General features: G+C 60.7%; 11 protein-coding genes. 6 read left to right on the top strand and 5 right to left on the bottom strand.

What is annotated here, in order from left to right; genetic code table 11:
* Window positions 1-26: 26 nt before the first annotated feature.
* Entirely contained in the window at window positions 27-464 is a 438-nt protein-coding gene (locus JNB85_RS05050; RefSeq protein WP_220333292.1) for a response regulator, read from the top strand.
* Between the two features lie 109 nt (window positions 465-573).
* Here JNB85_RS05050 and JNB85_RS05045 read toward each other — a convergent pair whose 3' ends face one another.
* From JNB85_RS05045 to ybaL, 4 genes are all read right to left on the bottom strand, one after another.
* A complete protein-coding gene (locus JNB85_RS05045) occupies window positions 574-1,290 on the bottom strand; it encodes a sensor histidine kinase (RefSeq protein WP_220333291.1) in 717 nt (238 codons plus the stop codon).
* A gap of 96 nt (window positions 1,291-1,386) precedes the next feature.
* Complete coding sequence (gene secD / locus JNB85_RS05040) at window positions 1,387-3,936, bottom strand: protein translocase subunit SecD (protein ID WP_220333290.1); 2,550 nt, start codon at window positions 3,934-3,936, stop codon at window positions 1,387-1,389.
* A gap of 93 nt (window positions 3,937-4,029) precedes the next feature.
* Complete coding sequence (locus JNB85_RS05035) at window positions 4,030-4,449, bottom strand: hypothetical protein (protein ID WP_220333727.1); 420 nt, start codon at window positions 4,447-4,449, stop codon at window positions 4,030-4,032.
* A gap of 16 nt (window positions 4,450-4,465) precedes the next feature.
* The gene (gene ybaL / locus JNB85_RS05030) at window positions 4,466-6,289 is read right to left on the bottom strand and encodes a YbaL family putative K(+) efflux transporter (protein ID WP_220333289.1); all 1,824 of its coding nucleotides are present in this window, start codon (window positions 6,287-6,289) and stop codon (window positions 4,466-4,468) included.
* 34 nt (window positions 6,290-6,323) lie between these two features.
* On the opposite strand from ybaL, the gene JNB85_RS05025 reads away from it, so the two are divergent.
* On the top strand, window positions 6,324-6,629 hold the full coding sequence (locus JNB85_RS05025) for a helix-turn-helix domain-containing protein (RefSeq protein WP_220333288.1): 306 nt from the start codon (window positions 6,324-6,326) through the stop codon (window positions 6,627-6,629).
* A gap of 6 nt (window positions 6,630-6,635) precedes the next feature.
* Here JNB85_RS05025 and JNB85_RS05020 read toward each other — a convergent pair whose 3' ends face one another.
* A complete protein-coding gene (locus JNB85_RS05020) occupies window positions 6,636-8,060 on the bottom strand; it encodes an ArnT family glycosyltransferase (RefSeq protein ID WP_220333287.1) in 1,425 nt (474 codons plus the stop codon).
* 648 nt (window positions 8,061-8,708) lie between these two features.
* Between JNB85_RS05020 and JNB85_RS05015 the strand changes: the two genes are divergently transcribed.
* From JNB85_RS05015 to JNB85_RS05000, 4 genes are all read left to right on the top strand, one after another.
* The gene (locus tag JNB85_RS05015; RefSeq protein ID WP_220333286.1) at window positions 8,709-10,337 is read left to right on the top strand and encodes a globin-coupled sensor protein; all 1,629 of its coding nucleotides are present in this window, start codon (window positions 8,709-8,711) and stop codon (window positions 10,335-10,337) included.
* 63 nt (window positions 10,338-10,400) lie between these two features.
* Window positions 10,401-10,697 carry an STAS domain-containing protein gene (locus JNB85_RS05010; protein ID WP_220333285.1) on the top strand — a complete coding sequence of 99 codons (297 nt, stop codon included), beginning with the start codon at window positions 10,401-10,403 and terminating at the stop codon, window positions 10,695-10,697.
* Window positions 10,694-11,059: a chemotaxis response regulator CheY1 gene (cheY1, locus tag JNB85_RS05005; protein ID WP_003570362.1), complete on the top strand. Its 366-nt coding sequence runs from the start codon at window positions 10,694-10,696 to the stop codon at window positions 11,057-11,059. The genes JNB85_RS05010 and cheY1 overlap by 4 nt, the downstream gene beginning before the upstream one ends.
* Before the next feature lie 18 nt (window positions 11,060-11,077).
* Window positions 11,078-13,372, top strand: coding sequence for a chemotaxis protein CheA (locus JNB85_RS05000; protein WP_220333284.1), 2,295 nt, complete (start codon window positions 11,078-11,080; stop codon window positions 13,370-13,372).
* Window positions 13,373-13,374: the final 2 nt, after the last annotated feature.

Below are 13,374 nucleotides of genomic sequence, written 5' to 3'. Positions count from 1 at the left end.
ATTTCACGTCGGGGAAAGATGAAACGATGAGTGTTGAAGCAACGCGCAGGAATGCGGTGAAGGTATTGTTCGTCGACGACGAGTTCATCGAGTTCCGTTCGCTCAAAAAAAAGATTGCCGATCTTTCCGAACCGCGCGTCGATGTCGAATATTCTCAATCGATCGATGACGCGCTGGACAAGATAAAGGCTGCTCGCTTCGATCTCGTCCTTCTCGACAACCGCTTGTTGCCGAATGCGGATTTTCGCGAGACCGTGCCTGAACTCAGGGGCATCGGCTATACCGGACCGATCGGCGTGGTGTCGACCGATATCTCAGGCAACTATTTCCAGGAATTTCCCGATTACGGCGTCGATTTCCGCATCGGCAAAGATGAGATCGACGTCCAGACGCTACAACACATCATCCGAGAATACGTGACCTACGATGTCCCGGATTTCTGGAAGGACGATTACAGCATCTGACCGGGAAGGTTCTTAAGCATGTCGCGCAAAGTGTGCGGCGCTTGCGGCAAAGACATGCGGAAAACAAAGACCTAAAGCGCGCCGCATGACTCCGGTTTGACGCGACATACTAGGCCGGCAGGCGGATCGCAAAGCGGCTGCCGCTCTCATCGGAATGGTCAAGCCTGATATCGCCGCCGAGCGTGCCGAGCAGGTCCCGTGTGGTCGTCAGGCCAAGCCCCGGTCCTGGCGCCGTGCCTGCTTTCGGCAGCTTCCAGAAGGCATCGAAGATCTTCTCCCGATAGACAGGTTCGATGCCGCAGCCGTTGTCGGCAATGACGATGCGCCAGTCCGCACCTTCCCGTGCGGCCGTCACGGTGACATGGGGCGCGACGGCGCCATGATATGTCAGCGCATTGGAGAAGAGGTGCCTCAGAACGATGGTCAGAAGCGTGGCATCGCTGCGGATGAGTGGCAGATTGTTTGCATCAAGTGTTGCGCCGCTCACGGGAAATTCCTCCCGCGACTGCTTCCAGGCCTCTTGCGCAACGTCGGTGAGGCCCACGTCGCTGATGGTGATCTGCGGCGTCGGTCCCGCAAGGCTCATCAATGCCTTGGTCAGCCGCTGTGCCGTCTGGGCCTTCTCCATGATCATTCTTAGGCTCTGCAGCTGCTCGCTATCGAGCGTCGGCTCCAGATCGTCGAGCAGCATTTCCGCATACATGGCGATATGGCGGAGCGGTGATTGCAGGTCGTGCGAGGCGGTCGCGAGGAAGCGTTTGATGCGCTCCTCCTGATCGCCAGTGGAACCAGTTTCCGGCTTTTTCGCCGTCGGGTTGGAAGACATGTGGCGGTGCTCCCGATCTCTTTGAACCGAACATAGAAAGAGGGCGCCGGCTGTGCAACCGGCGCCCTCTCCCAGTTCAGCTTAAATGTCGGCGGTTTAGCCTGCCGTTTTGCGCGGCTGGCCTGCATCCGGCGGAATGATCTCTACGGCTGCATCGTTCGAAACCGCGACTGCCTTGGCATGGCGGCGGCGCCAGTCGCCGAGGAAGAGCAGGATCGGTGCTGCGATAAAGACCGAGGATGCAGCTGCAACGAGAATGCCGAAGGCCATTGGAATAGCGAAGCTTTCGACCGCGCTGCCACCCCAGATCGCCATCGGCAGCAACGAGAGGAAGGCCGTCGCGTTGGTATAGAGGCTTCGGGCCAGCGTCTCGTTGATCGACTTGTCGATGATTTCACGCAGCGGCATCGACTTGTAGAGGCGCATGTTCTCACGCATGCGGTCGTAGACGACGACCTTGTCGTTCACCGAGTAGCCGACGAGCGTCAGGATCGCCGCGATGGCCGTCAGGTTGAAGTCGAGCCCCGTCAGCGCGAAGAAGCCGATAGCTTTGGTCACGTCGAGTATGAGAGTGACGATAGCGCCGACAGCGAACGGCCATTCGAAGCGGTACCAGATGTAGAACAGCATCGCGAGGCTCGCGATCACGACGGACAGGATACCTGCCCAGGCCAGCTCGCCGCTGACCTTCGGACCGATGACATCGGTGCCGGTGACGGTCGCGGACGGATCGATCTTGACGATCTCGGCCTTGAGCTTGGTGACGGCTGCGGTCTGCGCCTCTTCGCCGCCTTCCTGCCGCTGCGCGCGCACCAGCATGGTGTTGTTGTCGCCGAAGGACTGCAGCGCCACTTCGCCGAGGCCAAGGCCGTTCAGACCTTCGCGGAAGCGGCCGAGATCGGCGGCGTCCTGCGTCTTCACCGACATCTGGATACCGCCACGGAAGTCGACGCCGTAGTTGAGGCCCGGATAGATGAAGAGGGCGATCGAAGCGATCGACAGCAGCGCGGAGACGGTTACGCCGAAGAAGCGCGCCTTCATGAACTGGATATGCTTGTCGTAAGGGCTGAAGGGGATCAGCGGCTTGATGTTGATGGTCTTCATCTTCCGGCGACGGGCGATTTCGATCATCGTAACGCGGACGAAGGCGACCGAGGTGAACATCGAGATGATGAGGCCAAGTGCCATGGTCACGGCAAAGCCGCGAACCGGGCCGGAGCCGAACCAGAACAGGATGGCGGCGGCGATCAGCGCCGTCATGTTGCCGTCGATAATGGTCGAGTAGGCGCGGCGGAAGCCGGTATCGATCGCTGCGAAAGCGCTCTTGCCCTTGCGGGTTTCTTCACGGATGCGCTCGTTGATCAGGACGTTCGCGTCGACCGCAAGGCCGATGCCGAGCACGACGCCGGCGATGCCGGGAAGCGTCAGGGTCGCGCCGACAAGTGTCAGCGCCGAGAAGGTCAGGATCGTGTGTATAAGGAGCGCGATATTCGCGAGAATGCCCCAGGTACCGTAGAGCACGAAGATAAAGGCGGCGACAAGCACGAAGCCGACGACGCCGGCATAGAGACCCATCCTGATCGCATCCGCGCCGAGATCGGCGCCGACGGTACGTTCTTCGATGACGGTCAGCTTGGCGGGCAGGGCGCCGGCGCGCAGCATGGCCGCCAGCGTGTTGGCGCTATCAGTCGAGAAGTTCCCGGAGATCTGGCCCGAACCACCCGTGATCGGCTCGCGGATGACGGGCGCGCTCAGCACCTTGTCGTCAAGCACGATCGCGAAGGGATTGCCGACATTCTGGCGGGTAATATCGGCAAAGCGGGTTGCGCCGGCGCTGTCGAAGCGGAATGTGACGACCGGCTGCTGGCTCTGGTCGAAGCTGACGCGGGCATCCGAGAGACGGTCGCCGGAAATTTCGACGCGGTCGAGAACTGGATAGCTGTTGCCTTCGTCGTCCTTCATGATCGTCACACCCGGACCGGCTTGGCCGTTCGGGGCGAGCATATGGAAGGACATCTTGGCGGTCGAGCCCAGAAGTTCGCGAAGGCGGGATGGATCCTGCGCGCCCGGAAGCTGCACGAGGATGCGGTTGGCGCCGATGCGCTGAATCGTCGGCTCGGCAACGCCGACCTGGTCGACGCGCTGGCGTATGACTTCAAGGCTCTGCGCGACCGCATTGTCGACATTTGTTGCAATACCGGCCGGCGAGAAGCCGATGGTGATATTGCCGCCTTCAGCGGTGACCGAAAGGTCCGATTGGCCGGCGCTGATGCCGCTGGCGATGGTATTGCCGAGCGTGCGAAGCTGGGTGACGGCAGCGTCGCTCTGCTGAGGATCGGCGAGCGAGACAACGATGTTGTTATTGTTGCGAACGACTGACTTCGGCTGGATGTTTTTTTCGCGCAGTACACGGCGCGCATCCTGCAGTAACGAATTCAGGCGCTCCTTGGTGAGATCGGCTTCATCGACTTCGAGCACGAGGTGCGAACCGCCGCGAAGGTCGAGACCAAGAGAAACCTGATTGTGCGGCAGCCAGGAGGGGACGCGCTGCAGCACGCTTTGCGGCAGCGCGTTCGGCAGGGCGATCAACAGGCCGAGCACGATGATCACCGTATAGGTGAACACCAGCCATGGTGAATTACGCATGTTTTAAATCCTTGGATAATGCTTGAGCCGGCGCAACGCGCTGCGGCATGTCTACATGTCTATTGGGATCAGAAGCACCCGAAGCGACGGGATTCAGGCTGCCAGCGGCGGCGCGCGGGGCTGGTGAGCCCGGCCAGCGACAAGGCGCAGCGGGGCCTCGAATTCAGGAGCCGGCGCGGCTTGGCGCCAGTCGGCGAATTGCAGCGCCGGCGCGGCATTGAGAGCCGCCGGCCCGGCGTCATGGAGCTGTTGTTTCGGTGAAACCTTTCGGTCGCTGATCAAAAGCCCACGGATGGCGTCGCGTGCAGTGACCTGCGTCTGCTGTGAATCTCGACTGGAAGACGAGAGGCTGTTCGGCGCAGATGAAGGGCCGATGACGACATTGCCGCCGAAGAGCAGACCGAGATAGGCGAAAATCGCAACGACGACGGAAGCGGCAATATGGTTTGCCAGACGGCGCTGACCCAGCTCCGTCTCTCCTGTCTCGGCGATTTCACTCCCAAATCGGCTCAAAAGGCGCGCCAATCTCTCATTCTTTTTCCGGTGGAGGCTCCACCGGCGGCTGGATTGTACCAGCCGAAGGTCCGTCTTCATAGGGCGCACTGTCATGATGCACTTGGGCCAGCCGGTCAACCATGCCAAGCGCAATTTCCCGTTCGCCCATGATGACTGCATCAGCGCCATGTTGCCGCAGTTCCTCCACCTCGGCATCGGAATGAGCGCGCGCGACGATCAGGATCGAAGGATTGACCGCACGGCCCTGCTCGGCGATGCGGCAGGCTTCGAAGGCGTTCGGGATTGCGATGACGAGACTGCGCGCGCCGGCAAGATTGGCGAGATCGAGTGTTTCAAGGGCAACCGCATTGCCTGAGAGTACTTCGATACCCTGGCTCCGCAGTTCGATAATTCGTTTGTCGGAATCCTCGATGACGAGGAAAGCGGTGGCTGATGACTTCAGGTTCTGGCCGACAATGCTGCCGACACGACCATAACCGACGAGGATCGCATGGCCGCTGAGTGCCGTCGGACGGACTTGATCGCTGTCGGATTGCTCTTCCTCCCGTGCAGGTCCGGCATCGGCCGCCGGAGCAGCAGCTTCGACTGCCGGCTCTTCATGCTTGGGGCGTTCCAACAATGGCCGCATACGGTCGCAGACGAAGAAGAGCAGCGGATTGATGATGATCGAGATGATCGCGCCGGCAAGGATAAGGTCGCGCCCTTCCGCCGGCAGCAGGCCGAGATCGACGCCGAGCGCTGCGAGAATGAAGGAAAATTCACCGATCTGCCCGAGGCTCGCCGAGATCGTCAGCGCCGTGCTGACCGGCTTCCTGAAAAGCAGTACAATCAGGAAGGCTGCGATCGACTTGCCGATCACGATGATGAAGACCGTTGCAAGCACCGGCAGCGGTCGCTCGATCAGGATGTTCGGATCGAAGAGCATTCCGACAGAGACGAAGAAGAGCACCGCGAAGGCGTCACGCAGCGGCAGGCTTTCCTGCGCAGCACGGTGGCTGAGCTCGCTTTCGGCGAGAACCATGCCGGCAAAGAAGGCGCCGAGCGCCAGCGACACGCCGAAAAGCTTGGACGCTCCGAAGGCGACGCCGAGCGCGATTGCCAGCACGCCGAGACGGAAGAGTTCGCGCGAACCGGTATGAGCTATGCGGTGCATGGTCCAAGGGATAAGCTTACGGCCGAAGACCAGCATCAGGGCGACGAACAGCGCCACTTTGACCAACGTCATGGCTATGATGCCGCCGACACCGAGATCGAGGCCGAAAAGCCGGTTGAGGCCCGCCGAGAGAGGTTCTACCGGGCCATGACCATCGCCGGTGATGCTGGCGGCTGCCGGGATGAGAACCAGCGCCAGCACCATGGCAAGGTCTTCGACGATCAGCCAGCCGACGGCGATCCGTCCACGCTCGGTCTCGATCAGACGCCGCTCCTGCAGGGCTTTCAGCAGCACCACCGTTGAGGCGACCGAAAGTGCCAGGCCGAACACGAGGCTGCCGCCCGTCGGCCATCCCATGAAAGCGCCAAGACCCCAGCCGAGCAGCGTGGCAAAGCCGATCTGCACGACCGCACCTGGCACCGCGATGCCGCGCACGGAAAGCAGGTCCTTAAGGGAAAAATGCAGGCCGACGCCGAACATCAGCAGGATGACGCCGATTTCCGCAAGTTCCGGCGCAAGGCTTTGATCGGCAACGAAACCCGGCGTATGGGGGCCGACGAGAACGCCCGCGACAAGATATCCCACAAGAGGAGGAAGGCGCAGGCGATTGGCGAGCGCGCCTAGAATAAATGCCAACACGAGGCCGCCGACGATCGTCGAAATCAAAGGCGTATCGTGGGGCATCCCTCTCTCCCGCTCTGGAAATCCTGTTCAAAACATGACATATATGATTAATATTGACCAATATGGGTGGATTGGAATTATGGGTCAAGGCGCAAAGGAAACAATTCTGACGCCCGCTTTGTGCCGCGCGGCTCGTGGTCTGCTTGATTGGACGCAGACGGACCTCTCCGAGAAGGCCGCCGTCTCCCGCAGCACGATACGCGACTACGAAGGCCATCACCACGAAATCCATCGTGCGACGGAGGCGCAGTTGCGCCGTGCCTTCGAGGAGGGTGGCGTAAAATTTGTCGAAATAGAAGGCTGCGGAACCGGCCTCTGCCTGCCCGGCCCCGTGAACTGAGCTTCCTTAGGGCTGCATCAGGCAGGCCGCGCCGACCTTGTAGACATAGATCGTATCGCCTTTGTAGTTGCCCTTTTCCGGCTGCCAGCTTTTCAGCATTTCCGGCGTTTCGCTTGAGCAGTTCAGCGGTTTGGAAGTCAGGAATAGAACCCGCCCGCTGGTATCGGCCGGGAGGGCGAATTCCTGTTCGTAATAGCTGTCCGGCAGATCGACCGGCGGACGGGCATAGATCTTGTAAGGCGTAGCCCGCAGCGTGTGGAAGAGATCGGCGACCATGTCCCGGTTGTCGGTGACGATGATGCTGGCGCCGGCCTGCGCGGCAAGATCGGCAGCTTGCCGGCTGACGTCGGCCCGGCCGAGATAGCGTTCCATGACTTCCTTGCCGTTGGGCAACACCAGTTGATGCGAGAAGATCGTTGCAAAAGGGAAGAGCACGCAGGCAATACCATTGATGGTGAGCGATGTTCTGAGACCCTTCGGCCACAGGCGATAAAGCACCCAGACCGCCAGCACGATGCCTGCCACATAGGCCGTAACGCCCCAATTGGCATAGGCTTTGGCCACTGTCGCCTGCAAGGTAATGAGCAGCACGACCGGGATCGACAGCCAGACGAGTATCCTCTCGCGCGGCTCGCTGCGGCCGCGGATCATGTTCCAGACGGCCCAGAGCATGGCGAAGAAGACGATCGGGCCGACGACGCCAAACTGCGCCGAGAAGAATTCCAGCCCGCCGCGGATGTTGATGCCGAGATCGCTCCAGTGGGCGATATCTTGCGTATGGCGCACTGTCGTATTGTTGTTCTGAAGGTTCCACCAGAGGTTCGGGACGGCGACGACTGCCGATGTAACGACCGCGATGATGAAATCGCGCACCGAAATCCGTGCCGCCGGAATGAGCAGCATGGCAATCGCTCCGCCGGGCACAAGAAACAGCACGGCATATTTCGTAAGAAACGCCAGCCCGACACCCACACCCATGAGAAGCGCAAGCCCCATGGAGCGACGCTGCGTCAGCTCGAAATAGGCAATGAGCGCAATGGCTATGAAGAAGAGCAGGATGACATCGGTGGAGAAGAACACCGAAGAAAGAGCAACCGCCGGCAGCGTGATATAGGTCGCGCCGACCCAGCCTTCGATCTCAGGCCCGACGAAGCGCTTCGCCATTTTCATTAGCACCAGCGCGGTCGCCATGTGGAAGAGGGGGCCGGGAAGCCGCAGCCAGTAGATGTCGCTGGAGCCGGCAAGCTCGGTGAAGATCCGGAGCACCCAGGCGATCATCGGCGGCTTGGAATAATAGCCGAAATCGAGATTTTGCGACCAGAACCAGTATTGCGCCTCATCGACAAACAGGTCCGTCGTATCGAAATGCAGCGTGACGATGCGGAAGATCGTAAACGCCAGAATGATGATGAGGCCGGTCCGAGCTGACATAATCCCTTACTTCCGCTGATACAGGAGCGTGTCGATACACCAACGGTGCTGGGCTGCCAACGGGAAAGGTAAAGGGAGATTTAAGGCGCAGTGGCCTGTTAGAAGACGCGAAGTGTGCGGTTGTCGCGCTGTGTCGCGATCAGATCGAGGAGGGCAACGGCTGCGGCGATCGAGAGGGCGATCAGGCAGGAACCCATTCCGAGAACTATCATTTCTCTTTCCTTGTTGACGTCATGTCAGGCTCTTCAAATCGGCTCTATAACATAGAGCTTGCGTGTGCCTTGTAGCAGCGATGCAACTCCGCGCCAGTATTTACTAGATCAAGTCTGACTAATTGTTTCAAAAGCTACCGGCGCGAAGGGCTTATTAACCTTCAAGCAAGGAATTAACCATAAACATTGGGTTACACGTCGGAATGGGAAGATGCACTCGTTCCCACCAGGCATGACGCCGTACCGCCGTACCGGGTCGATCCGGTATCCATCTCTTCAGGCAGCTCCGAAACAGAATTGCTGATCAGGAGGCTTCAGCCCATCGGTCGTGACCGATGGCGAAGACGGTCTCCGCGCATAGCGTTCTTCGGAGGTGTCAAAAGTTTTTGGCCGGGTTCGCCCGGAAAGTGGTTGGGGACAGGCGTTGAGGCAGGACATGCCATCAGATCAGGCTCGTGGAGCACAGGCAGGCAGCCTGCGTGACCGCCTGCGCTTTGCCGGCCTCGACACCGACCAGTGCGAGATGGTCCGCCGCAACCGGCCCGCCCTCGAAGCCCATCTGAAGGCCGGCCTGCGCGATCTCTTTCATCGTTTCCAGTCCTTCCCGGATGCCGCACGCAATTTCGAAAGCGAGCGTCAGATCGAGCGCCTTCACGACCTGCAATCCTCGCACTGGGATGTGTTGACGGATGCGCGTTTCGACAGCCTCTATGCAGAGCGCGTTAAGGTTCTCTCCGATACAGAAAGCAAGATCGGCCTCGACCCTCGCTGGCACGTGGCCGGTCACGGCGTCATGCTGGAACACGTGATTTCCGGTCTGGCCGATGAACTGGCTGGCCGCCCTGTACTGCCGTCGGCCAAGCGGCGTGCTCGCGAAATCACCGACCTGATGACCTCAATCATCCGCATCGTCATGGTCGATGTCGAAATCGCCGTCTCGCTCCGCTTCAATGCACTGCGCTCCGCGCAGCAGCGCGCACTTGCCGACCAGCGTGCCGAAGGTGAAGCGGAAGTCGCTCGTATATTCGGCGATGTCATCGAAAGCCTCTCGGCCCGCGACTTGACGCAGCGCGCGCCCGTCGATGGTGCTCACACGGAGATTGCCGCCGCGCTGAACGCTGCACTCGACGATCTCCAGACGGAATTTGCCGCGATCGCCGAACGCAATGCGAAGACGGAAGCGGCAACGCAGTCGCTCGCCGGCACATCCCGCAGCTTCGCCGGCAATGCTTCCGATCAGGCCGGGCGCCTGCAGCTTTCCGCTGCCGCCCTTGCCGGCATCGCCGAGCGGGTCCGCGAAGGGGCAGCCTGCAGCCGCACCGCCGAACGCGCCGCCGCCGCGACACGTGCTGCCGTCGAGGAAAGCGGCGAGGTCGTCGGCCGCGCAATCAGCGCCATGGCTGATATCGAACAGTCGGCCGAGAAGATCGGCCAGATTATCGGTTCGATCGACGAGATTGCCTTCCAGACGAACCTGCTCGCTCTGAACGCCGGCATCGAAGCTGCCCGCGCAGGTGAATCTGGGCGTGGCTTTGCCGTCGTTGCGCAGGAGGTGCGGGCGCTCGCTCAGCGCTCCGCAGAGGCTGCCCGTGAAATCAAGACGCTGGTGACCACCACCAAGACGCAGGTGGACGCCGGCGTGCAGATGGTCGGCCGCACACAGGATTCGATAGCCAGCATCGTCCGCCAGGTGACCGACATCAACGCCGCAATCGCCGGCATCGCTGGCGAGACGAGTGAACACGCCGCCGTTCTCGAAGCCGTGACCGAAGACGTTAAGGGCCTCGGCTGCGAAGTCGCCGACAATGCCGGGCTTGCGGGGCGTTCGTCCGAAGGCGCCGATCATCTTCACACGGTCATTCTGGAACTCGGTCAGACGATCCGCGAATTCCGCATCGCGCGGGAAAATGCCTATGCAACCCGGCCTCCTCAGATGCGTGTTTCCGCCTCCCGGACGGTTGCGATCGGAGCGCACCACGAAGTGGCCGAAGACGATGACGAAAATGACGATTTCAGCATGCTTCAGCCTCTCGCGAGCGCCGGAGGTGGGCGGAATGTTTACTAACCTATCGGATTATGACGTCGGCTCGCTTTCGCGGGTCCGGGACAAGGGGACAAGGAAAAGCTGATGGCAGCAAAGAAGAGTGCTAAGACGTTGGCGTTGCCAGCGGTTCTTGATCTCAATGAGGCTTCCGCATTGCGCGACAAGCTTCTCTCCATGCGAGGAAACCCTCTTGCGATCGATGCTTCGGCAGTCGAACGCGTCGGCGCTCTTTGCGCCCAGGTTCTGATGGCCGCCGAGAAGACCTGGGACCAGGACAAGCAGTCGATCACCTTCTCGCAGGTGTCCGACGCATTTCAAAAAACCATGCAGCTGGTTGGCGTCGATATCGACCATCTGCTTGCCAAGGAGATCCGGCAATGAAGAAGAAAGTACTGACGGTGGACGATTCCCGCACCATCCGAAACATGCTTCTCGTAACGCTGAACAATGCAGGTTTCGAGACGATCCAGGCTGAAGACGGTGTCGAAGGCCTCGAAGTTCTCGAGGAGTCCAATCCTGACGTCATCGTCACTGACATCAACATGCCGCGCCTCGACGGTTTCGGCTTCATCGAAGGTGTCCGCCGCAACGAGAAGTATCGTGCGATCCCGATCCTGGTGCTGACGACCGAAAGCGACGCGGAAAAGAAGAACCGCGCCCGCCAGGCCGGTGCCACCGGCTGGATCGTCAAGCCCTTCGACCCCGCCAAGCTGATCGATGCCATCGAGCGTGTAACCGCTTAAAGCCCAGGATTTGCTCCTATGGATATGAACGAAATCAAAGAGATCTTTTTCCAGGAGTGCGAAGAACAGCTCGCCGAACTGGAATCCGGTCTCCTGAAAATGAATGATGGCGATCGCGACCCGGAAACCGTCAACGCGGTCTTCCGCGCCGTGCATTCGATCAAAGGCGGTGCTGGCGCCTTTGGCCTTGACGACCTCGTCGCCTTCGCCCACGTCTTTGAGACCACACTTGATTGCGTTCGTTCCAACAAGCTTGAGCCTACCCAGGATGTCTTGAAGGTCATGCTGAAGTCGGCCGACGTGCTTGCCGACCTGACTAACGCTGCCCGTGACGGCGGCAGCGTCGATGAAAGCAGAAGCCGCGGCCTCGTCAAGGAGCTGGAGGCGCTTGCCCACGGCGAGCTGCCGTCTCCCTCGGCAGTCTCCGATGCGCCCGCACCGAAGCCGGCCCCGAAGGCCGCCCCTGCTCCGGTCGCTGCGGCTCCGGCCCCCGTGCCGACCGACGATAGCGGTTTCCAGCCGATTCCCTTCTCCTTCGACGATTTCGGTGGCGAAGAGAGGCCGGTCGATCTGCCGGCCTACGAAGTCATCTTCAAACCGCGCTTCGAACTCTATTCGAAGGGTAACGACGCTACCCTTCTGCTGCGCGATCTCTCCCGCCTCGGCGAGATGAGCATCTATTGCAATGCGGATGCTCTGCCGGGCCTCGAAGAGCTCGATCCGGAAGGCGCCTATTTCTTCTGGAACATCACGATCAAGACGGACAAGGGCGAAGACGCCATCCGCACGGTCTTCGAATTCGCCGAATGGGATTGCGATCTGACCGTGAAGTCGGCCGAAGACAGTCAGCCGGGTGAGACCAACGAAGAACTGCCGATGATCCCGGTTCCGTTCGATCTCTCGATTCTGGATGATGGCGATGCTTCCGAAGCGCCGGCCGCTGCCGAGATCAAGGCGAACGACGCGGCTTCCGCCGTTGCGGCCGCTGAAACGGCGACCAACGTCACGCAGATGGCTGCCGCCGCTGCGCGTGTCGAAAAGAAGGAATCGGCCGCCGCTGCTGCCGCTGCAGCGGCAAGTGCCGCAGCCCAGAACAATGCCGCTGCCGGCCAGACGATCCGCGTCGATCTCGATCGCGTCGACCGCCTGATCAACCTCGTCGGCGAGCTGGTCATCAATCAGGCCATGCTCTCTCAAAGCGTCATCGAAAATGACACGACCGGCACGTCCTCGATCAATATGGGTCTCGAAGAGCTGCAGCAGCTCACCCGTGAGATCCAGGACTCGGTCATGGCAATCCGCGCTCAGCCCGTGAAGCCGGTCTTCCAGCGCATGTCGCGTATCGTCCGTGAAATCGCCGACATGACCGGCAAGTCGATCCGCCTGATCACCGAAGGTGAAAACACCGAAGTGGATAAGACGGTGATCGATAAGCTGGCCGAGCCGCTGACTCACATGATCCGCAACGCCGTCGATCACGGGATCGAAACGCCTGAAAAGCGTGCCGCCGCCGGTAAGAACACCGAAGGTACGGTCCGCCTCACGGCAAAGCACCGTTCTGGTCGCATCCTGATCGAGCTTGCCGACGACGGCGCCGGCATCAACCGCGAAAAGGTCCGCCAAAAAGCGATCGCCAACGAGCTGATATCTCCTGACGCCAACCTGTCGGATGAGGAAATCGACAACCTGATCTTCCTGCCGGGCTTCTCTACGGCCGACAAGATCTCTGATATCTCCGGCCGTGGTGTCGGCATGGACGTCGTCAAGCGCTCGATCCAGGCGCTCGGCGGCCGTATCAACATCACCTCGAGGCCGGGTCAAGGCTCGGTCTTCACGATGAGCCTGCCGCTGACGCTCGCCGTTCTCGACGGCATGGTGGTCACGGTCGCCGGCCAGACGCTGGTTGTGCCGCTGACGGCCATCGTCGAAACCCTGCAGCCGGAAGCCGCCGCGATCCATTCCTTCGGCGCCAACCACCGACTGATCTCGATCCGCAATTCCTTCTGCCCGCTGGTCGATGTCGGCCGCATCTTGAACTTCCGCGCCACCCAGGCCAATCCGGTCGAGGGTGTCGCCCTTCTCGTCGAATCCGAAGGCGGCGGTCAGCGCGCGCTCATGGTCGACGCGATCCAGGGCCAGCGCCAGGTCGTCATTAAGAGCCTCGAGGCGAACTACACTCACGTCCCGGGCATCGCCGCTGCAACCATTCTCGGTGACGGCCGCGTGGCGCTCATTCTGGACGTGGACGCGGTCGTCGGCGCCTCGCGCGGTCAGTCCCTCAAGGCGGAAATGTCTCTGGCGGCAGTAGGGTAAGG

Origin of the sequence: Rhizobium mesosinicum (assembly GCF_019511345.1) — a bacterium.
Lineage (GTDB): Bacteria > Pseudomonadota > Alphaproteobacteria > Rhizobiales > Rhizobiaceae > Rhizobium > Rhizobium mesosinicum.
The sequence above is the reverse complement of the archived record's forward strand: the minus strand, read 5'-3'. Positions and strand labels throughout refer to the sequence as shown.